The 21,281-nt window shown below is 52.1% G+C and carries 21 protein-coding genes; 8 read left to right on the top strand and 13 right to left on the bottom strand.

The annotated features are described in order from the left end of the window. Nucleotides 1-35: 35 nt before the first annotated feature. The 11 genes from AB4K05_RS13380 to AB4K05_RS13430 form a co-directional block, all read right to left on the bottom strand. Complete coding sequence (locus AB4K05_RS13380; protein ID WP_368480447.1) at nucleotides 36-674, bottom strand: hypothetical protein; 639 nt, start codon at nucleotides 672-674, stop codon at nucleotides 36-38. 16 nt (nucleotides 675-690) lie between these two features. After that, nucleotides 691-3,033, bottom strand: a complete 2,343-nt coding sequence (locus AB4K05_RS13385) for a glycosyltransferase (RefSeq protein WP_368480448.1) — start codon at nucleotides 3,031-3,033, stop codon at nucleotides 691-693. 107 nt (nucleotides 3,034-3,140) lie between these two features. Further along, nucleotides 3,141-4,082 (bottom strand): hypothetical protein, encoded by a 942-nt coding sequence (locus tag AB4K05_RS13390; protein WP_368480449.1) that lies wholly within the window; start codon nucleotides 4,080-4,082, stop codon nucleotides 3,141-3,143. A gap of 11 nt (nucleotides 4,083-4,093) precedes the next feature. After that, nucleotides 4,094-5,524, bottom strand: a complete 1,431-nt coding sequence (locus tag AB4K05_RS13395) for a glycosyltransferase family 2 protein (RefSeq protein ID WP_368480450.1) — start codon at nucleotides 5,522-5,524, stop codon at nucleotides 4,094-4,096. Between the two features lie 5 nt (nucleotides 5,525-5,529). Then, complete coding sequence (fliJ, locus tag AB4K05_RS13400; protein ID WP_368480451.1) at nucleotides 5,530-5,976, bottom strand: flagellar export protein FliJ; 447 nt, start codon at nucleotides 5,974-5,976, stop codon at nucleotides 5,530-5,532. Nucleotides 5,977-5,982: 6 nt separating this feature from the next. Beyond that, the gene (gene fliI, locus AB4K05_RS13405; RefSeq protein WP_368480452.1) at nucleotides 5,983-7,302 is read right to left on the bottom strand and encodes a flagellar protein export ATPase FliI; all 1,320 of its coding nucleotides are present in this window, start codon (nucleotides 7,300-7,302) and stop codon (nucleotides 5,983-5,985) included. Continuing rightward, on the bottom strand, nucleotides 7,295-8,047 hold the full coding sequence (fliH, locus tag AB4K05_RS13410) for a flagellar assembly protein FliH (protein WP_368480453.1): 753 nt from the start codon (nucleotides 8,045-8,047) through the stop codon (nucleotides 7,295-7,297). The genes fliI and fliH overlap by 8 nt, the downstream gene beginning before the upstream one ends. 3 nt (nucleotides 8,048-8,050) lie before the next feature. Next, nucleotides 8,051-9,076 carry a flagellar motor switch protein FliG gene (locus AB4K05_RS13415; RefSeq protein WP_368480454.1) on the bottom strand — a complete coding sequence of 342 codons (1,026 nt, stop codon included), beginning with the start codon at nucleotides 9,074-9,076 and terminating at the stop codon, nucleotides 8,051-8,053. Beyond that, nucleotides 9,045-10,745, bottom strand: a complete 1,701-nt coding sequence (gene fliF, locus AB4K05_RS13420; RefSeq protein WP_368480455.1) for a flagellar basal-body MS-ring/collar protein FliF — start codon at nucleotides 10,743-10,745, stop codon at nucleotides 9,045-9,047. The genes AB4K05_RS13415 and fliF overlap by 32 nt, the downstream gene beginning before the upstream one ends. A gap of 10 nt (nucleotides 10,746-10,755) precedes the next feature. After that, the gene (gene fliE, locus AB4K05_RS13425; protein WP_368480456.1) at nucleotides 10,756-11,124 is read right to left on the bottom strand and encodes a flagellar hook-basal body complex protein FliE; all 369 of its coding nucleotides are present in this window, start codon (nucleotides 11,122-11,124) and stop codon (nucleotides 10,756-10,758) included. Between the two features lie 19 nt (nucleotides 11,125-11,143). Further along, complete coding sequence (locus tag AB4K05_RS13430; protein ID WP_368480457.1) at nucleotides 11,144-12,175, bottom strand: sigma-54 interaction domain-containing protein; 1,032 nt, start codon at nucleotides 12,173-12,175, stop codon at nucleotides 11,144-11,146. A 517-nt stretch (nucleotides 12,176-12,692) separates the two neighbouring features. Here AB4K05_RS13430 and AB4K05_RS13435 point away from each other — a divergent pair. From AB4K05_RS13435 to AB4K05_RS13465, 7 genes are read left to right on the top strand one after another with little or no spacing between them, the layout of a single operon-like run. Then, complete coding sequence (locus AB4K05_RS13435; RefSeq protein ID WP_368480458.1) at nucleotides 12,693-13,577, top strand: FliM/FliN family flagellar motor C-terminal domain-containing protein; 885 nt, start codon at nucleotides 12,693-12,695, stop codon at nucleotides 13,575-13,577. Then, nucleotides 13,570-13,968, top strand: coding sequence for a flagellar motor switch protein FliN (gene fliN, locus AB4K05_RS13440; protein ID WP_368480459.1), 399 nt, complete (start codon nucleotides 13,570-13,572; stop codon nucleotides 13,966-13,968). The genes AB4K05_RS13435 and fliN overlap by 8 nt, the downstream gene beginning before the upstream one ends. Beyond that, on the top strand, nucleotides 13,965-14,720 hold the full coding sequence (fliP, locus tag AB4K05_RS13445; RefSeq protein ID WP_368480460.1) for a flagellar type III secretion system pore protein FliP: 756 nt from the start codon (nucleotides 13,965-13,967) through the stop codon (nucleotides 14,718-14,720). Before fliN ends, fliP begins: the two co-directional genes overlap by 4 nt. 2 nt (nucleotides 14,721-14,722) lie before the next feature. Beyond that, nucleotides 14,723-14,995, top strand: coding sequence for a flagellar biosynthesis protein FliQ (gene fliQ / locus AB4K05_RS13450; RefSeq protein ID WP_061280600.1), 273 nt, complete (start codon nucleotides 14,723-14,725; stop codon nucleotides 14,993-14,995). 5 nt (nucleotides 14,996-15,000) lie between these two features. Further along, the gene (gene fliR / locus AB4K05_RS13455) at nucleotides 15,001-15,774 is read left to right on the top strand and encodes a flagellar biosynthetic protein FliR (protein WP_368480461.1); all 774 of its coding nucleotides are present in this window, start codon (nucleotides 15,001-15,003) and stop codon (nucleotides 15,772-15,774) included. Further along, nucleotides 15,774-16,913 (top strand): flagellar biosynthesis protein FlhB, encoded by a 1,140-nt coding sequence (flhB, locus tag AB4K05_RS13460; protein ID WP_368480462.1) that lies wholly within the window; start codon nucleotides 15,774-15,776, stop codon nucleotides 16,911-16,913. The genes fliR and flhB overlap by 1 nt, the downstream gene beginning before the upstream one ends. Next, nucleotides 16,900-18,993, top strand: a complete 2,094-nt coding sequence (locus tag AB4K05_RS13465) for a flagellar biosynthesis protein FlhA (protein WP_368480463.1) — start codon at nucleotides 16,900-16,902, stop codon at nucleotides 18,991-18,993. The genes flhB and AB4K05_RS13465 overlap by 14 nt, the downstream gene beginning before the upstream one ends. 51 nt (nucleotides 18,994-19,044) lie before the next feature. On the opposite strand, the gene AB4K05_RS13470 is transcribed toward AB4K05_RS13465, so the two are convergent. Further along, complete coding sequence (locus AB4K05_RS13470; protein ID WP_368480464.1) at nucleotides 19,045-19,998, bottom strand: lysozyme inhibitor LprI family protein; 954 nt, start codon at nucleotides 19,996-19,998, stop codon at nucleotides 19,045-19,047. A 204-nt stretch (nucleotides 19,999-20,202) separates the two neighbouring features. Here AB4K05_RS13470 and AB4K05_RS13475 point away from each other — a divergent pair, with 204 nt between their 5' ends. Further along, nucleotides 20,203-20,460 carry a hypothetical protein gene (locus tag AB4K05_RS13475; RefSeq protein WP_368480465.1) on the top strand — a complete coding sequence of 86 codons (258 nt, stop codon included), beginning with the start codon at nucleotides 20,203-20,205 and terminating at the stop codon, nucleotides 20,458-20,460. An 89-nt stretch (nucleotides 20,461-20,549) separates the two neighbouring features. Here the strand turns inward: AB4K05_RS13475 and AB4K05_RS13480 are convergent, their stop codons facing one another. After that, the gene (locus AB4K05_RS13480) at nucleotides 20,550-21,227 is read right to left on the bottom strand and encodes a TetR/AcrR family transcriptional regulator (protein WP_368480466.1); all 678 of its coding nucleotides are present in this window, start codon (nucleotides 21,225-21,227) and stop codon (nucleotides 20,550-20,552) included. Between the last annotated feature and the right edge of the window lie 54 nt (nucleotides 21,228-21,281).

Consider the following 21,281-nt stretch of genomic DNA (forward strand, 5'->3'; position numbering starts at 1 on the left):
CGGAGTTTCCGATATTTATTCAGTGCCTAATCCGTTTACTCTATTACCCGCCGAAAAATATAAAAATCGGCAAACGATGTATGACTTTGATTATGAATATCAAAAGGATATTTGTTAGGAATAAGATCGTGAAAATCCCAATTATCGGACACGTTACTGACAATCCAATCGGTAAATTTCCGGTGGCGGACATGCTTAACATGCCCACTAAGCAACTCATTCAATGCCTCATCATTAGAGCTATAAATAATGACGAATCGCTTTGCAGCGTCAAACAATGTTTCCATGTATTTATCAAAAACACTTTCTTCAATAAGGTGATAAAGAACATCGAGCGAAATCGCTAATTCAGCCTGTTGACCATCCCATTGACGCACAGAGTGAAAGTCTTTCGTTATATCGCTAGAGAACATCTCTATACAACGTTGTAATGCGTGTTCAGAAACATCAAAGCCAGTGTACCGCGGATATTTTGAGAGCGACAGTTGATTACCGTCCCCGCAGCCGAATTCGATTACCGATTGGACATTATTCGCAGCAACAAAATTATTTATGGTTTCTGCTTTAAAATCAGCAAGGCAACCATACGAGCCTGCACCAGAGTTTCCTTGTAAACGATAGCGATCGTCCCAATATTGTGCAGAATGTTCAAAGGTTAATGATTCATTTGTCATTATTCGTTCCGACTATTTAAAATTGAATGTGGCGGAAAGGAGCCGAAATATCGGCATCGTGTAGTACTTCATGTTTTAGAACAGAAATCAGCGCTGTGCTTGCTGAAGAGGTTTGTTGAAGTATAAATGCACGGTGATAAATACCTGGAAAACATTTATCCAGATAGCATCTTAGCTGTTTGCCATCAAGAGAGTCGGCAAGAAAAACAGGAAGACTGGAGAGAGGGAGTTCTTCTTTCGCCACCACCAGCGTGTTGAATTTTTTGTCATCTTGGATGCCTAGGACCTGGATCTGCTCAAGAAGAACATCCAGCGGTGAGTTTATTGCATCAATAATAATCGTCAAGCGATCAATCCCAGTGTCTGCATATAGCAACTTTCTGCGTTCTTGAACAAATATATCTATTTCTTTGCGCGTCTTCCCTGGGAATAATTTATCAAAGCGATAGCGTTTCAGAATATTTTCAAAAATACGATATTCATAGGTTGTATTGGTTGGTTTGCCCATGCCCGTAAGATTGTCGTCGTGCAAACGATAAGATATATTACAATACGGGGTAAATGTTATTTTGGCATTGCCCACCGCGCGTGACCAGAACTCATAGTCATGAGCGCGCAAATAGGTAATATCATATCCACCAACATCGTCATAAAGTGAACGACGAACACAACTTCCTGGATTAGCAATAAAATTACCATGAGGTAATTGAGAGAGCCAGTTCGCTGGCGCGTAATTATAAATAGAGTAATATTTCTTCTCACCATCAAGCGATTCCATTCCGCAAGAGATAACATCTGTTTTGGGGAAGCGCTGCAAAATTTCCCGATAGTGAGAAAGCGCATTTTCATGAAGAAGATCATCGCTGTCTAACCATACCAGAAACTCTCCGCGTGCTTCAGCAATACAATGATTACGTGTATCCGGAGCATTGGTATGCGGTTTAGTGACAATATGTAATCGGGGATCGCTAATGCTCGCCAGTAGCGCCAAACTAGTATCAGACGAACCATCATCAACAACGATAACTTCAAAATGATGATCGCGCTGATTAAGCGCTGAACTGACCGCCGAAAGAATATATCTTTCTCTGTTGTAACAGGGGATCACAATAGAAAAAAGTGGTGATGGCGTTTTTAACGGCTGCCATATTTTAATATATTCTTCTGGCAATTCTTGCCGGCATAACAGCGTTTGCGCCTCATGCACATAGGCATCTGGATTATTATTCCCTTCACTTATATAAGTGACCGCTTCATCAATAGATTTGAATAGATATTCAGCGGGTAAATACTCACTTAACCCACCTGGGGCATGGAAGGCAACGGGTTTTAATCCCGCGAGCATAGCCTCAAATATCCCCATTCCCTGAGATTCGTTATAACTTGTCGATAGCAAGAATGTCTTGTCTGAATACCACGCAGCCATCTCTAATGGTGCGATATCTCCACAAATAACAACGTTTTTCTTGAGGCCATAAATATCAATTAATTGACTAAAACTATCATACAGACATAGATCTTCAACCCGTCCAGCAATAAATAACTTGTAACGTAGATCCTCTTTTACCAGCTCTTGCAAAATAGGCAGGAGCATCACCAAGTTCTTTTGCGGTGCAAAACGGGCTACACAGGCAATGTAAAATGGATTACGTTTTTTGGATACCCGTGAAACAGGTTGATGATCCGTCAGGTTGGCGAGCACGGTTAATTTAAGATGCTGAGGAAGTTTTTCCCCTAATAGCGACTTAAAGCGTTTCTTCATTGCCTGGCTGACTAAAATAACTTCATCAACATTGTCCCAATTTGTCTGCACAACGGTATTGCCGTAAAGTTCATAACGATGGATTCGGCAAACAATTCGGCAATACTTAGGAAGTTTGCTGGCGGCAATGATCGCTGAATCGCCCCATTCAAACCACGCAATATCACAATGGCGTAATGCCTTAATTAACGCATCCTGGTTGAGATTCACGTTTGAAAGTTCGGTGACGACATGCCCATTTTCACGCATCAGTTGCATTACTGGCTGCATAAAATGGAAGTTATCATTGGTGGCATGAACCACAATGCGTTGTTTATCCGCACCTAATGCGACAAAAAGATGAGAGTGCGTTAATTCCCCAATACAAACATACCCTTTATTATTCAAATACCTTGAAATGATAGAAAACTTATCCGGGTCTGCGCCTTCAAGCGTCAATGGCCCCTTCTTTTCCGCATTCTCATCAATGATGGCGAGTATGGATTCGGTCGGCATGTCAGCCGTAATAACGCTTTGTAAACTCATAAACTTGGCCAGATTTTTATTTGCTAATAGATGATTATTGATACTTTTTATCTGTTCATTAGGCGTAGCCATGGCACGACGCGTCTCGCATTAAACGCATCGGGAAATGGCTACTGGACAAAGGTCAAAGCGATATTCCATCATATTCAAGATGGAGAAAACGTATGTCGGCAAAACTATTACAGCAGCGACAGTCCGCTCAGTAGGCTGTAATCCGAAGTATTTACCACCTCAGCGCTAAACGGATTTTGCTGTTGCCAGCCGCGCTTCGCGCTCACCAATAGCGCCACGTCATCCTCAGTTAACGCCCCTTGCTCGGCGCGAATCGCACACAGCATTTTTAGCTGGAAGAACTGACGCGCCAGACCCAGCAGCGCTTCACCGTAGTTTTGGCAATTCACGCCTGGGAAAACGTCGCTATACAGCTGATAAATCAAAATATTGCGCAGCGTATGCGGCTGTTCGTTAAACAGGGTGACGCCTGACCAGACTGATTCAAGCGTCTGTAAGCGCTCCGCTAGGCGGGCAGCCGGCATGATTGACAGTTCGCTCAATTTCAACGCCAGCCCCATTTTCTCCACCATCGGCAAATTCAGATTCAGGCGCATCGCCCCCATCTCTTTTAATGCGGCAATCCGACTCTCAACAATCGGTGGCAGCATCGCGAACTGTTGCTCCAAAACCCCTTGCTCAGCGAGTGCGGCAAGCTGCTCGGTCATGGCTATCAGCAACGCGGGGTCCGTTTCCCCGTTATCCAGATGCTGCTGCGCTTTGCTCAGCAGAATGCCGATAGCATAAAGGCTGACTTCAAGAGACAACGCCGGATGCACGGCCAGATTAATACACTGCTGATTCAGCACCTCGCTCCACATCGGCAGCAACTCTTCGCTCTGCGGCGCGGCCTGCTTAACGTGCAAAATGAACGCCTCAGGGTTGAACAGCACCTCTTTGGCTGCTGTTTCACAACCAATATCCAGGCTCTCACGCTGCTGGTTTTTCATCTTTACGCTCATGCGCGGCCATGCCTGCTCGGCACTCTGGCACGCCGGGCAAGCGCATGGCGTTTCGCGTGCATCAAAACGTGAAACGAATTCAGGTTGGTAATGTTCAATCAGTTCCATAAGGGTTCTCTTTAGGCAGCCGCTGGCCCACGGTTAGCGATTTTTCGGAAAAACCAGTGCGTACAATCGAAGTGTTCGCCGTTTTTCGGGTTCAGATACGTTTGCAGGAAGGCGAAGCTCGGGCTGAAGCCCAGCCACATCGCTGCGCGCTGATGCATCAGTGCAGTCCAACAGCGGTCAAGACTGACCGCCTGTTCGATAGCCTGGCGATAGCCATCCAACAACACGTCGTAATAGTTGGCATTCACCGCATAGGCGCACGCACAACCTGCATCATGAATACGCGCCACCCCTTGTAGCGCCTGGGTTGGCGTGAAGTTTTCGTAGCGCCCACCTAACAACAGCATCTGCCAACCCACCTGGTCTAGGCCGTTTAGCAGCTTGTTGATGTTATTGACCACGTTCTCTTTTTTGACGAAGCACAGCGCTGAATCCAGCAACAAGACGTTCTTCCAGCCCTGCGCTTTAGCCTGTGCAACCACCTGATGATGAGTGCTCACCGAGTCGACCGACGCGCTCGCTACCGGCCAGATTTGCCCGGCCTGTACGCCCAGCGCCAACAGCGCCTCACAGCGTGCAGCCAAGGTCGCCTCGTGTTGAGGCTCATAGATAACGGCGATTTTCTCAAATACCGACCAGTTCACCTGGACGCTCATCGGCGCGGTGCTCAGGCGGCGATAGTGCGCCAGCAGATTGGCATCGCTGACAAAGTCCTCCAGCGTTAAATCCACCGGCGTGGAGCTGTCGAGAATAAAATCCTTGTCGTAGGTGTTGCTGCTGTGCGAAATGCACAGAATGGTCTGTTTCGGGTCAATCTGCTGTACCGGCGTGGTGAATCCCTTCAGGAATCCCTCTTCTTCCGCCTTCGTGGCCTCATCGTCATAGCGATGTTTTTTCAACAGATTGCGATGGTAAGCAAAGGTACCGTTTAGCGCATGGCGCTCACCAAACGGGTGGGTCAGGTAGATTTTATCCAGATGGCTGTACCAGATATAAATCCGATCGCTCCCCGAAAACAGGGCGTTATTCACCTGCATCTCAGCCACCTGGTGGGAAATTTTATTCGACGCATAGTAGTCATCATCATCAAAACAGATGATGTATTCGCCGGTCGCTAGGTCGTTTAGCATGTTGCGCTTTTGCCCGAGCGCCAGCCGTTGTGGGCTATGGATGTAGCGCACGTTCGCCGCGGCAGGGTCGATCATCATCTCGATAATGTCGGCGTTGCTGGCTGGCGAATCGTCAACAATGATCAGCTCACGTTTATCCGCCGGGTAGTCTTGGTACTGCCAGATGTAGAGCAGATAAGGGAGAAACTCGCGGCGGTTATAGGTCGGGCAGACCACGCTGACAAACGGCGTCGGCAAGGGTTGCGCACGCTTCTGGCGTTGCAACAGGGCTGACATCAGCGAAGGTGGCGTTTTCTTTTGGGTCGTCTTCATAGCATCTATCGTTGGCGGGCGGCGGACAGCTGTTGGCGCAGCCAGCACTGTGCAGAAACAGAATCGGTCATCTTTTGCTCCCGGCGGTTTATCTCCATCCGGCGGTCGCTGCGTTTGACGTCCAGCACCAGTTCAAGGCTTTTCTCGCGCTTGGCTTCCGCCAGCAAATTGCCCTGAATCTTCTTTTCCTCCAAGCTGGCTAAAGCCTGCTCTTGCTTCTGCCAGTTGATAACGCGTTGAATATTTTGCTTATATTTTGACTGATTGATCATCATCACCGCGTTGTCAGCGGTCTGCGTCGCCAGGCCAGACGCCAGCGAAGTCAGCGCATCAATGTTCTTTTCAAAGCGCTGACAGACCTGCTTTTGCGAGGCCAGCTTCAGGCTGAGATCGTCCACTGCGCGGGTGCGCATCAGGTGAAGCTGTTCAAGTGTCGAAATGAGTTTGCTCATGGTGCATTACCCTGCTTGCGCTAACGTCCGCAGATCGTTAATGGTGGCATCAATCAACGCCGCGTCCTGAACTTCCTGTTGTAAGAACTGAGTCATTGCTGGAGAAAGGCGCACGGCTTTATCGGCCAGCGGATCGGCCCCGGCAACATAACCCCCCAGCGGGATCAGCGGTTTAATACTTTGGTATTCGGCATACAGCTGCTTTATGGTTCGCGCGGCAAGCTGATGCTCGCGGGCCGTAACTTGGCTCATGCAGCGGCTAATTGACTGGCCGATATCAATCGCCGGATAGTGCCCGGCTTCTGCCAAGTGGCGTGACAACACGATGTGGCCATCGAGAACCGCGCGCGCACAGTCCACTATCGGATCTTGCTGATCATCGCCTTCCGCTAGCACGGTATAAATCGCCGTCATCGATCCACTGCCTTCGCTGTTACCCGCGCTTTCCACGAGGCGAGGGATCATGCTGAACGCCGAGGGCGGATAGCCTTTGGTCGCCGGTGGCTCGCCTAAAGAGAGGGCAATTTCTCGCTGCGCCATGGCGTAACGCGTCAGGGAATCAACCAGCAGCAGGACGTCTTTGCCTTTATCGCGGTAGTAGCTGGCGATGGTGTGGCACAGTTCGGTGGCCTTAATGCGCATCAGTGGCGATTCGTCCGCCGGGGCGGCAACAATCACCGATTTCGCCAGACCAGCTTCCTGCAGTGAGTTCTCAATGAACTCCCTGACCTCGCGCCCACGCTCACCAATCAGCCCCACCACCACCACTTCGGCTTGGGTATAACGGGTTATCATGCCTAGCAGTACGCTTTTGCCCACGCCGCTACCCGCCATCAGACCCACACGCTGGCCTTTGCCGATGGTCAGCAAGCCGTTAATCGCGCGGACGCCCACGTCCAATGGTGCTTCCACCGGCTGGCGTTTGAGCGGATGTACCTGCGGCAGTTGCTGTGGCAGCAACGTGTCGCCGCCAAGTTTGCCTTTACCATCCAGCGGTTCGCCAAGGCCGTTAACCACGCGCCCCAGCCAACGATCGCCAATCATCACCCCTTCGCTTTTCCCCGCAGGAAACACGCGAGCGCCGGCAATCAGGCCGGACGGCTGCTTAAACGGCATCAGGTAGGTGACTTCACGGTCAAAGCCCACCACCTGAGCTTCCATCATCTCTTGTTCGATGCTTTCGACGTGGCACAGCTGGCCAATTGCCAGCCGACAGCCAACGCACTCCAGCAAAATGCCGTTCACTCGCACCAGGCGACCGGCGACGCGCGCCAAATCAATCTGTTCGATGGAGCGTAACGCCTGCTCGAAGTCGAGATTACTCATGGACATCTTCCGGCAGCAGAGTCTCTTTGAGCACCGCGACGCACTGGTCGAGTCGATGCTGACAGCCCACGTCCATCTCGGTGGTATCGGTCACCACGCGGCATTCACCCAGCGCCAACGCCGGGTCTGCGGACAAGCCCCATTCACGGGTTTTTTCCGGATCAGCCTCGCTAATACGGCGGAACTCCTCGCTGTTGAGCAACACGCGGATCTGTTCCGGCGGCTGCGGCAAGCTGGTCAGCGCTTCTTCAACCAAAGCCAGCAGCTGCGTTGGGTGCAGCGACAGCTCGCAGCGGATCACCTGCCGCGTCACTTTCTCTACCAGTTGCATCAGCTCTTCACGACGACGCTGCTCATAGCTTTCGAGAAAACGCTGCACATCGGCGGTCACACGCTCAAACGGCTCTGCGGCGTTGAGGAACTGCTGGCGCGCCTGCTGTTTTCCTTCGGCAAGCCCTTTGCGCATCCCCTCTTCATAGCCGAGACGCGCGCCCTCCTGATAGCCTTCCTCTTTGCCTTCTTCTAAGCCCTGCGCGAAGCCTTGGTTTACACCTTCGCGAAAGCCTTCTTCCAACTGCTGCTGGTACTCCACCGGGGAAGCGGCTGCAACCGCCTCGTTTTCAGCTGGCTCATGAGTTGCCGCCCAGCGATTACGTAACGGAGGAAATTTATGTGGGCGTGGTTTGACGACGCCCTGGCGGCGGGAGGTCAGCGCCTCCAGCGGGAGGCTTCGTTTCTTAAACATGGTTTATTCCACCGTCTGCTCGGCAAACAGCTGCACCTGAATCTCGCCTTCGTCCACCAGTTGGCGCAACGTCTGCATGATCTCTTTGCGTACCTGTTCGATACGGCTGACCGGTAACGGTCCCAGACGTGTCGTGGTGCTTTGTAGCAACGTAACTTGGCGCTTTGGCATCACGTCGAAAATCGCCTGACGCAGCACCGGCTCGGTGCCTTTGAGCGCAATGGCCCATTCGTCAATCGGGATTTCGTCCATCAGTCGCTGCAGCGTCACCGGCGTCTGGCGGCTCAGGATAAAGAATTCGTACATTTCATCCTGTAGCTCATCGACCACGCTTTCATCACGTTCACGCAGTTGATCCAGCAACTCTTGCTGGTTACTCGGAATACGGTTGACGATATTAGCGGCATGCTTGATGCCCACAACTTTAGAACCGTGTTCGGAAAGCACCGCGATACCGCGATCGATCAGACGGTCCAGTTCATCAATCACATCGCGGTTGATGTCATCCAGACGCGCTACGCGATAGATGATTTCATCCTGACGTTCACGCGGCAGCACGCTCAGCACGCTGGCGGCGATATCCGGCGGCAGGAACGCGAGGAAGACCGCCTGTAGCTGTAAATGCTCCTGATCGATAAGCGCCGCCAGCTGCGGGGTATCTACCCACTGCAGGCGCGCCATGCGATAGCGGATCTCGTCGCCATAAATGCCGTTAATCACGCTGCGGGCAATTTCACCGCCGAGGGCTTTTTCCAAAATGCTGCGCAAATAGGAGCGTGATGCGCCGTTGATGCCGCTCTGCTCGCTGTAGTCGGAGAAGAAGTTGTTCATCGCCTGACGCGCTTGGTTAACTTTGACGTCATGTAAACGCGCCATCGTTTCGCTCAGCAGCACCACCTCTTCACGATTGAGCTTCTGCATCACCTGTGCGGCAGCCTGGTCACCGACGCTCAGCAGCAAAATAGCCGCCTGCTCCAGGCGACTGCGGCCCGCTGAATTATGAGTCCTGCTTGCGGTTGCTTCGGTCATTGCTGTTAATCCATTGTTTCAGAACTTCTGCTACACGCTCGGTTTCGTTTTGGGCCAGAACCTGGAGGTACTCCACTTTGGTTTCTAGACCCGAACTCTGCGGTGGCAGCATCTCGTCATTAGTGTTGAAGCCGATGCTCGGCAACGTGGACAGCGCTTCTTCTTTCTCGGTCGCGGCGGCGGTCAGCAGATCTTTTTCTTGCGGCTCGGCTTCATTCACCACGCGTTCACGACGGCCAAAGCGCTGTGCCAGCGGACGGACGCCAAACAGCAGCGTTAGCAAGGCCAACAGGCCAATACCGCCGTTTTGTCCCCAATATTGCATATCCGGATCTTTCCACCACTGCGGCGGCAGCACGCCATCATTCGCCGGCACGCTAAAGGCCAGCACGTCCAGCGTGAGCGCATCGCCACGCTGCTTATCGATGCCAGCGGCGCTTTCGACCAGACGAGTAATGGAGGCCAGTTGCTCAGGAGTCATATTTGCCAGCGCTGGCGCGGTCTGGTTAAGCGCCACGGCGACGTTGAGTTTTTCCAGCTTGTAGCCCGGATGACGGATATGGCGGATGTCGCGGTCAAACGCATACTTGCGCTGCGATTGGCTGCGGCTAGTGAGCGCGCGTGGGTCGCTGGTTGCGCCGTTGGCAGCAGCATTGTCCACCGGCCCAGCGGCAGCAGGTTGGCCTGCCGCTTGCGCGGCGGCAGCCTGTGGCGCCTGATTTACCGGGCGATTGCTCAGGGAGCCTGGGATGCCAAACGCCATTTCGTTGGTGGTATTTTCCTGGCTCAGCTGTTCATCGCTGATGCGCGGATCGTTGCCCAGGCGTTCCTGAGTCTCTTCCACGCGGCTTAAATCAACGGTCGGGGCCACGCTAATACGATAGTTACCGGCACCCACCAAAGAGGTCAGTAGGCTGGAGATATTTTGGTTGGTATCTTCACGGATACGCTGCGTCACGTCTTCCCCCAGACGTTTACCCGCGAGAGTACCGTCTGGACCTGCCACACCATCGGACAGCAGGTTGCCCATCTGATCGACCACGCGAACGCTGCTGGCGTTCATCCCCGGTACAGAACCAGAAACCAGTTGGATAATGGACGCGACCTGCTGCTCATCGAGCTGTTTGCCATAACGCAGTTGCAGCACTACCGAGGCGCTGCTATTAGGCTTGTTCGTTAGGACAAAAGAGCTGGCCTCGCTTAACCCCAGATGCACGCGGGCGCTTTCCACCGGATTTAACGCCATGATGCTTTTCGCCAGTTCGCCTTCTAGGCTGCGCTTGTAGCGTACGTTCTGGATGAACTGGCTACTGCCCAACATCTCTTCTTTGTCCATCAGCTCGTAGCCGTCCGGCACTGCGGCGGTAATGCCTTTCGCCGCCAGCGCCATGCGCGCCTGCGAGAGTTTGTTTTCGGTAACCAGCACCTGTCCATTGTCCGGGTTGATACGGTAAGCGATATTTTCCGCCCCCAGCACTTCCACGACTTGGGAAACCGGAATACTTTCCTGCGCGCCGTACAGCGCGACATATCCCTGATTGCTTTTCCACAACGAGGCGACAATCGCCAACGCCAATACCACGCCGCCGGCAATCGCCAGCAGTTTAGGGTTCATAAGGCCAGCAGGCATCGGGAGGGCGGGGAGACGATCTTTGATTTTGTTTAACACGGTACAGACCTTACAGCGAAATATTCATCACTTCGTCCAGCGCGCTATTGAGCTTATTGCGCACCTGCATCATGGCCGAAAAAGCCACGCTGGCTTTTTGGCTCTCAATCATCGCGCCGGCTAAATCGTCACTCTGACCCATCTCAATGGCGGTCTGTTTTGCCCCTGCGCTGCGCTGCAACGCATCAACATTGTCGATGGCGTTATTCAACACGCGTGAGAAAGAGACCGAATCCGTCGCACTAAACGCGGAGTTCGCCGGCGCAATGGTTGGTGAAGCGTTAACCGAACCGGCAGACGCCAGCGAGGCCGTCTGTTGCATACGATTGAGCATCGCCTGTTGCGCGGTGTTGATACCTGCGGCAGCTATCTTGTCCATAAATTCTTCCTTCCTGGCCTCAGGAATAACATTCGATATCAATGCCTTCATCACGCATTGATGCAAGGCGGTAACGCAGTGCGCGCGGCGTAATCCCTAAAAATTCTGCGGTCCTAGATTTGTTGCCCTTGTGGCGTTTTAACAGGTCGATGATGTACTGGTATTCCGCCAAGCGACCGTGCAATTTCACATCGCGAATGGCTGAGCTGCCGCTATCTTGTTCACGGTAGGCCGGCATCATGCCGACTTCTGGGGTTTCCGGCAGCGGCACGCGCGCCACCAGGCCAAAATCGGCGGCTTTAATTTCGTCGCCATTTTTGAGGATCATGCCTCGCTGGATGACGTTCTCCAGTTCACGTACGTTGCCCGGCCAGTCGTAGCCCAGCAGCGCATGGCGTGCATCGTCGCTTAGGCGAACATCACCCTTGTGGAATGCGCGGTATTTGGCGATGAAACGCTGCACCAGCGGCAAAATATCCTGCTTGCGCTCGCGCAGCGGCGTGATATGAATCGGCACTACCGAAATGCGGTAGAACAGATCCTGACGGAAACGTCCTTCGGCAATTTCTTGCTGCAGGTCTTTATTGGTCGAGGCGATCAGCCGAATATCCAGCGGAATGCGTTTATGACTTCCCAGACGTTCAACTTCCTGTTCCTGCAATACACGCAATAATTTCGCCTGTAATGCCAAAGGCATATCACCAATTTCATCTAATAACAGCGTCCCGCCGTTTGCCTGCTCAAATTTACCGGCCACGCTAGCGACCGCTCCGGTAAATGCGCCTTTTTCATAACCAAATAAAATCGCTTCCAGCATACTCTCTGGAATAGCCGCACAGTTCACTCCAACATACGGAGCGTCGCTGCCACAGGCATGCTCATGAATATATTTGGCAACGCATTCCTTTCCGGTTCCCGTTTCACCTGTGACCAAAACTGAAACATTATATTTAGCAACGCGGCGGGCTAATGAAATGACGCCCATGCTGGCAGGGGAGACGGCAACAAAGCCATCACCATTACGGTCTTCACGTTCAATGATAATGTTCATTTTGCGGTACCAGTAAAATATGACGAAAAGAAGAATGCGCTAATCTTTATTAAAGACGCGTTCAAACCACATTGCTACATGAAGGATTAAAGGCACTTATATAACGTTAATAAAAATTAAAGACAGCAGTATTATCACGAGGAAAAAAACCTTCCGTGAAAATATGCCGCCTAGTATACGCACAGACTAGGAATTGTCTCATTTTTAATGGATATTAAAATATTAACCATTATAAAACAATAAGTTACTGAAGTTCTTAATCGTGATGGACGCGGAAAAATAATGGATTAATAACCGTTTCCCTCTTGCAATAAAAGAGGCACAAAGGTTTAATCCACATCCTAAATAAAAAGGTATTCGAGTTTTCATTCGCTGAAGAATCTTCGCTGTTGATGTAAAGCGTCACAACGTTTTCAAAACTCAAATGCTTCTTGGAAAAAATTATCGTGAACGTTCTCGATTAACGAAACGCGCACGCTGTGGTCTTATCAGGCATTTATAGCAAACCGGAATAATCATGTACCCTGCTTCACAGCGAATCAGAATCCATCAGCAGGATAATCTTCCTGAACTGGTAAAACTTGATGTCAGCAAACTCGGTCGCCCGTGGCACAAACTGCCTAAGCTAATGAATGACAGCTTTGACATTCTTGATGCGCGCTTGGGTATTTACTTTCTAAAAAAGCTGCGCGTTAACGCCGCGTTAGAATCGATGACCTTTGCTATTGACCAGCATTATAAAAATGCCCAAATATTCTCAACGCCTTACGGGAATATCGCATTTGTCATCGACAGAATATTATTGCTCAATATTCTTCATGATTATTATGGTCTCAGCAAAGACAGTAATCATATTGAACCCGATGACTCTTTACCGGTCACCAAAACGGAAGAACGGCTGAAAAGTAAATTAGGCCAGGAACTGACTTCACTGGTGATTTGCAAGGAAACGTTTGGTGAAGACCTAGACATTAAAGTGGATCACTCCACGGTGATTAACCAGTGGTCGTGGTGTATCACCTTCACGCTCGAAGGATATAGCCACGGCAGCTTTACCATCCTGCTCGATAACCACCATGTCGACCAGATGCTGGCTGCGCTGCGGACGCCGGATGCCAACGATCGCGCGATTGAGAAAGGCACCACCTTAAGCCCGGGACAAATAGAGCGCCTGTTCGACAGCCTGCCGCTGAAGCTCAATGGCCGCCTCGCCAGCCTCAATTTAACCGTCGCACAGGTCGCCGATATCAAACCTGGGGACATCATCCCTATCGCGATTAACGAGCCTTTACCGGTATTTATCGGCAAAGAACAGATTTTTGAAGCGGCTATTGCCGAAGATCGCAGCAAGCTTTTCTTGTGCGATATCCATGACAAGACAACCGAGAAGCAATATGAGTGATTTACAACATGAGCTGAACCAGACCCTGGATCTGGACGACCTGAATCTCAGCGATTTGACGCATGATGAAGCCGTTGAAGGCAATATTCGCCTCGATTTACAGCCGGAAACGCGCAATGCACCGCTGACCGACGTCCGCCGCATGGCGCTGTTTAGCCGTATTCCGGTAACGCTGACGCTGGAAGTCTCCTCGGTGAATATCTCCCTAGCCGAGCTGATGGCGGTGAACAGTGATTCTGTTATCGAGCTGGATAAGATGGCGGGCGAGCCGCTGGACATCAAGGTCAACGGCATTGCATTCGGTAAAGCCGAAGTCGTGGTTCTGAACGACAAATACGGTCTGCGTATTATTGAGTTCAATGCAAAAGAGCTGGGTGAGCTAACCCGATGAACCGCGCGTTTTATCGCAGCGGTATCACGCTGCTGCTGTTGATTGGCCTGCTGTTCGCCCAGCCTGTTCTGGCGGCGAACGGCGACATCACGCTGTTTAGCACCACCGCCCACGGTGCGGGCCAGGATTACAACGTCAAAATTGAAATCCTCATCTTGATGACCCTGCTCGGCCTGCTGCCGATCATGGTGCTGATGATGACCTGCTTCACCCGTTTTATCATCGTCTTGGCCATTTTGCGCCAGGCGCTTGGGCTGCAGCAAAGTCCGCCAAACAAAATCCTCACCGGCATTGCGCTAGCGCTAACTCTGCTGGTGATGCGCCCCGTTTGGATGACGGTGTATAGCGATGCCGTAGAACCTTTCCAGAACGACCAGATTACGTTGAAACAGGCGCTGGTTAACGCCGAAGCGCCGCTGAAGAAGTACATGCTGGCGCAGACCAATAATAAAGCAATGGCGCAAATCATGACCATTGCGGGGGTCGAAGGCGACGCGCGTGAGCAGGATTTAACGATTGTCACCCCGGCCTATCTACTGAGTGAACTGAAAACCGCCTTCCAGATAGGCTTTATGATTTACATCCCGTTCTTGGTTATCGACCTGATTGTCGCCAGTATTCTGATGGCAATGGGGATGATGATGCTGTCACCGTTAATTGTCTCGCTGCCGTTTAAGCTGATGCTGTTCGTGCTTTGCGATGGTTGGACGCTGATTGTCGGTACGCTCACCTCCAGCGTGCAAGGATTGTAGCGATGATGAATATGGACACCGCCGGCGACATCATGGCATCAGGCATTCATCTGGTGCTGCTGATTTCCGCTGTCGCGATTATTCCCAGTCTGCTGGTTGGCCTGTGCGTGAGTATCTTCCAGGCCACCACCCAGATTAACGAACAGACCCTGAGCTTCCTTCCGCGTTTGGTGGTGACACTTGGGGTGCTGATCTTTGCCGGGAAGTGGATGCTGACACAGCTGGTCGACTTTACGGTGCAGATTTTCCATCAGGCGGCGGCGCTGGTCGGTTAAGCCATATGGGAATCGATATTCAGACGTTGTGGACGCCGCTTTTGGCGCTGGTGCTGCCATTCTTCCGCATCCTCGCCTTTTTACAGTTCGTTCCGGTGCTCGATAACCGCGTCTTTTCACGACGTATTAAAGTCGGCACCGCCATCGCGCTGGCCCTCGTTATCACCCCGATGCTGCCGAACAACGTGGTGCTCAATGAGCTTCTCTCGATGCGCTCCATTTTGCTGATTGGCGAACAAATCCTGTGGGGCTTTCTCTTCGCCACCGCGCTGCAGCTGGTGTTTATCGCGCTGCAAACGGCGGGGAATATTCTGTCGATGAATATGGGGCTAGGGATGGCGATGATGAACGATCCGGTCAACGGCAGCTCGACCACGGTCATTTCACAAATAATCTATGTCTTCTGCGCGCTGCTGTTTTTCATCATGGACGGGCATCTACTGCTGGTGACCATTCTGTTTAAGGGCTTCAGCTACTGGCCCATCGGCCAGGCCATTAACCAGCCGACATTGATGCTGGTCGCGCAGGGTTTGGGCTGGATTATGTCTGCCGCCACGTTGATTGCACTGCCGACCACCTTCGTCATGCTGATAGTACAAGGCGGCTTCGGCCTGCTTAACCGCGTATCGCCAACGCTAAACCTGTTTTCACTGGGCTTTCCTATCAGCATGCTGTTTGGCCTGCTGTGTATTTCGATGCTGGTCACCAACATTCCTGACCACTACATCCATCTAACCAACGAAATTCTGGCGAAACTCGACGCCATTAGGGTGCAGTAATGTCGTCCTCTTCAAGCGGTGATAAAAGCGAAAAACCCACCCCCGGAAAACTGCGCAAAGCGCGGGAAAAGGGGGATATTCCCCGTTCAAAAGATTTAACCATGGCGGTAGGTCTGGTGGCCTCGTTCTTTACGATGGCGACTTTTTTGCCCTACTACCGCCAGCTTATTGGCGAGTCATTTGCGGCGGTTGGCGAGATGGCGAAGGATTTGGATAACCCGAATATCCTTAATCAGTTTTTGATGCAAAACCTATGGGTGCTGCTGCGCTTTATTGCCACGTTAACGCCGATTCCCGTGGCCTGCATTATTGCAAGCCTGGTGCCGGGAGGCTGGATTTTCACGCCCAACAAGCTTAAGCCTGATTTTAAAAAGCTCAGCCCTATCAGCGGCGTAAAGCGCATGTTCTCCGCCAGCCACTACACCGAAGTCGGCAAGATGATGCTGAAATGCGCCACCATCCTCGCCGTTATCTACACCATGGTGCACGGCGAGATGGACAACCTGTTGCACCTACAACGGCTGTATTTGAATCAGGCCATCAATCACGGCTTTGCCATTTTCAAGCACGTTATTAGCTATTTCGTTGCCGTTATCGTCATTTTTGCTCTTTTGGATGTACCGCTGAGCAAATTTATGTTCACCAAAAAAATGCGCATGACCAAACAAGAGGTGAAGGAAGAGCATAAAAACAACGACGGTAACCCGCAGATTAAAGGACGCATTCGCCAACTCCAGCGCCAGATGGCGATGGGGCAGATCTCGCGTACCGTCCCGGAAGCAGACGTCATTATTACCAACCCGACCCACTACGCCGTGGCCCTGAAATATGACCCGCTAAAGGCAGAAGCACCCTATATCGTCGCCAAAGGTATTGACGACGTGGCGCTGTGGATCCGTGAAGTCGGTGCCAGCCATCATGTTGAAATCGTAGAGTTTCCGCCGCTGGCGCGCGCCGTTTACTACACCACTCGCGTCAACCAACAAATTCCGGCGCAGCTGTTCCGCGCCATTGCCCACGTGCTGACCTACGTGATGCAGCTGAAATCTTGGCGTAAAGGCCAAGCTGAGAAAAAACCAAGCCTGAACAGGCATATAGACATTCCTCAAGAGGTATTAAAAGCCAATGGCGAACAGTAAGACGCGCAACGCGCTCGGCGTGCTCCGCAAGGGGATTGCTGTACCTATCCTGCTTCTCTGCGTGCTGGCGATGGTTATTCTGCCGCTGTCGCCGCTGATGCTGGATATTCTGTTTACATTCAACATCGTGTTGGCAGTTATCGTACTGCTGGTCGCGGTCAACATGCAGCGTCCGCTGGACTTTGCCATCTTCCCCACCCTGCTGCTGATAACCACGCTGATGCGCCTGACGCTGAACGTTGCGTCAACGCGCGTGGTGTTGTTAAACGGTCATGAAGGGGAAGGCGCCGCCGGTAAGGTTATCGAAGCCTTCGGTCAGGTGGTGATCGGCGGCGACTTCGTCGTCGGCTTCGTGGTGTTTATCATCCTGATGATCATCAACTTCGTGGTGGTTACCAAAGGTGCGGAGCGTATTTCTGAGGTATCCGCACGCTTTACACTCGACGCGCTACCGGGTAAACAGATGGCGATTGACGCCGATCTCAACGCCGGGTTGATTAACCAGCAGCAGGCGCGTACCCGCCGTCAAGAAGTGGCCAAAGAGGCCGACTTCTACGGTTCGATGGACGGGGCGTCGAAATTTGTTCGCGGTGACGCCGTCGCGGGGATCATGGTGCTTATCATCAACGTGATCGGCGGTATCTGTATTGGTATCTTCAAATACGATCTCGATGCCGGACACGCCTTCCGTCAGTACGTGCTGCTGACCATTGGTGATGGCCTGGTCGCCCAGATCCCGTCGCTGCTGCTGGCTACCGCTGCCGCAATCATTGTGACCCGCGTCAGCGAAGGTAACGACGTTAGCGACGAAATTAAAACGCAGCTGCTCTCCAAGCCAAAAATTCTGTATACCGCCGCGTTCGTGATGTTCATCCTCGCCATCGTTCCGGGCATGCCGCACATCGCTTTCCTGAGCTTTACCGCCCTGCTGGTATTTGCCGCTTGGCGTCAAAGCAAGGCGGTGCAGCCTGCGCCACAAGAGACGGATATGGAGGCCATTACCGACGCGCTGGCCCCGGATGCCAATCCGGCGATCACCTGGGATAGCATTCCGCTGGTCGAGCCGATTGGCTTGAACCTCGGCTATAAGCTGGTGACGATGGTCGATGAAGCCAAAGGCAGCCCGCTGTCGCTGCGCGTGCGCGGGGTTCGGCAGGTGATTTCCGAGCTGTGCGGTGTGCTGCTACCGGAAATCCGTATCCGTGAAAACTTCCGCCTGAAGCCCGCGCAATATGCCATTCACATCAACGGCATCCGTACGGCAATGGGCGAAGTGAACGCCGAAAAACTGATGGCAATCCCTGGCACGGAGCTGTACGGAGAAATCGACGGCGTGCTGGATACTGACCCGGCTTACGGGATGGCGATTGTGTGGATTGACCAAGAGCAAAAAGCCAAAGCCCTGAACCTCGGCTATCAGGTGGTGGACTGCGCAAGCGTAGTGGCAACGCATGTCAACAAAGTGGCCCGCGAGCATTTGCCAGACCTGTTCAACTACGACGATATTACCCATCTTCATGCTCGTTTGGCGCTACAGGCACCAAAACTGGCGGAGGATTTAAACGCCGCGCTCAACTACAGCCAGCTGCTGCGTATTTACCGCCAGCTTCTGCTGGAACAGGTCTCGTTGAAAGATATCGTCACCATCGCCTCCACGCTGCTGGAAAGTTCCGCAGTGACCAAAGATCCGGTGCTGCTCACCGCCGACGTGCGTTACGCGCTGCGCCGCGCCATCGTGCACAACATTAACGGCGATCGCCCGCAGCTTGCGGCCTACACCATCGATAATCAGTTGGAAAATATGCTGCTGGGTGCGCTCAATCAGGCGCAACAGGCAGGCAAAGTCGCGCTGGACAGTTTCCCGGTTGACCCGAATATTCTGACCCAGCTGCAAAATACGATGCCGATGATTTATGAGCAGATGAAAGCGAACAGTCTGCCGCCGCTGCTGCTGGTAACTCCGCAGCTACGCCCGGTGATCTCGCGCTACGGTCGCCTGTTCGCCAGCGGACTGCATGTGCTTTCTTACAATGAAGTGCCGGATGATGCCGACCTGAACGTGGTGGGAACGCTGGCTTAACAGCGCCGCGCTTAACGGGCCGGGATGAAATGGCCCGTTAAGCGCGTTTTCTTACTGGTCGAGGTAGCGCAACTTCCAGCCCGCCAGCGTCCGTGGCATTTTCGCCACATCATTACCCCGCGTACTGAAGTAGGAGAAAACCAGTTTGCCAGAGGCATCCGGTTCAACGCGCGCGGCCCAGATATCGTTAGCGGTATACATGATAATGGCAGTGTGGGCATTCGCCGCACCACGAACCCACATCGAGACAACCGTGGCGCCGATATTATCGATATCTTCCTGATAGATATAAACATTCGCCGTATCGACAAACTTCTGATAATCCTCGCCCACCAGCGTACGGAAGCGTTCATCCATTTTCGGGTCGGTGAAAATCGCCAGCGACAGCAACGTGGCTTTTGGTCGCGGATCGACATCCGATTTTAAATAGCGACCGTCAATAAATGCGCCATTGGGTAACGACAGACGGCAGCCAAAGTCGGCGTTGCTATAGGCCTGAATGGCCCCGCTACTGCGCGGAATAAACAGCACCTTGCAATGTTTGCTATCGATCATGTTGTCGATAAGCACCATCCCGTTGAGCTTGCGCGCCTCGGCGGTAAACTCGTCTTTATTCAACCCGGCCCAAATACGGATATCGGCAGTAATCGACCAGTCGGCACTGTGGCTAAACTGAATCTCCCCACCGCTCATATTGGCCGCGCTGGAGTTCCACCAGCGCCCTTCCCATTGAAAGCCCGGCGGCACCTCGGCAATCTTACTGATGCCGGCGTAATAGGCTCGCTCAATGCATTCATCCGATGAACAGCTTTCCAGCGACTTTTCCCACGTTTTGTATTCCTGATGCACCGTGCTCGCCCCGCGACGAACCAGCATCGCGCGATAAACGCTCGCCATGGTGTCATCCAGCCAGTTTAGGTTGTCATTACCGCAAATGGTGTTTTCAAGCGGCGTTGCGGCACGCTGACATTCCACAGCAAAGGCGCTGGCGGACGTCAATGCCATAATAAGAATGCATGAATTAATCAGGTGCTTAATCATTTAGAATACTTTTTGAGCGGTACGGAGGCTTATTTTGGCGAAAACGGCGTTTTATTGCAATCAAACGCTCTAAATTATTCGTTTAATAAATATTTAAACCAACGCTTAAGTTGTAGCGGAATATTGTCGCTTGTTTATGACGTGTGTTCATTTTTGGATTATCACGTTATGAAGATAGATAGTAGCAATTACACGCTTTCGGTACTCTCTTCGATGACCGCAACGGAAAACACCGAGCGCAAACCGCTAGGCACCATCCGCAGCAGCGGTCAGTACAGCCCGCAAGCGGGATACTGGCAGCTCTCTGAAAGCGCGGTATCGGCGGTAATAAGCCTTCGACGAGGGGATATTATGCCTTATTACCAAGGCAAACCGGCGGCGTGGGCGTTAATTGAATATGATTTAACTCAGGAAATTGAGATCTAATATTTAACGATAATTTCGCTCGTTTATTCTTTCTTATCGATGGAGCAACAATCGCGGTGGGAATAATATCTCTCACCGCGACAGAATGGTTAACAATTATCAGCCAAGGCAGAAACTGATGCAGGCCCAATCCCTTGCAGCAGCACCGCCAGCGCATTGCTGACAATAATTTCCGGCGTCAACATTCCCAGTCGCTCATCGTTACGCATACGAGAAAACGGCACCAGCACTAAGCTCAGCAGGGTCGTAAACAGCAATTCCGCCGTCAAATTTGGGTTCACCTTGCCTGCTGCCTGCCAGCTTTTCACTCTCGCCAGCGTCGCGTGATATTTCTCATCCCCAAAGCGGGCGTGCAGATGCTGACGCAGTACCGGCATTTCGCCAATCACCTCCTGCATCCATAGCGGCGCGAACCACTCATGTTGCGCGGCAACGACGGCCAGTGTCTTGACCATCTCACTCAGCGCCTGCACCGGATTGTCGGGATAGTCGCCAAATACGCGGGTGATTTGCTCACGCAGCGGTAAGAACCGCTCTTCAATCATGACGTCGAGCAGCTGCTCTCGTGAATTGAAGTAGTAGTGCAGCATCGCCGGCGTCACGCTGGCCTCACGCGCAATGGCGTTCAGCGAGGTTTGCGCAATGCCCTGACGGGAAAACAGCCGCAGGGCGATGTCGATAAGCTGTTCGCGGTTGGCAGTATTAGGCTTGCTGCCGCGCGGGCGTCCTGGCTTACGGGGTTGCGGATGGTCTTTTTGTGCTGACATAGGTACGGGATCCCTTGACCTCTGAATGATCTTCAATAAATATTAATTATGCAT

The organism is Kluyvera sp. STS39-E, assembly GCF_040932435.1.
Taxonomy (GTDB): Bacteria; Pseudomonadota; Gammaproteobacteria; order Enterobacterales; family Enterobacteriaceae; genus Kluyvera.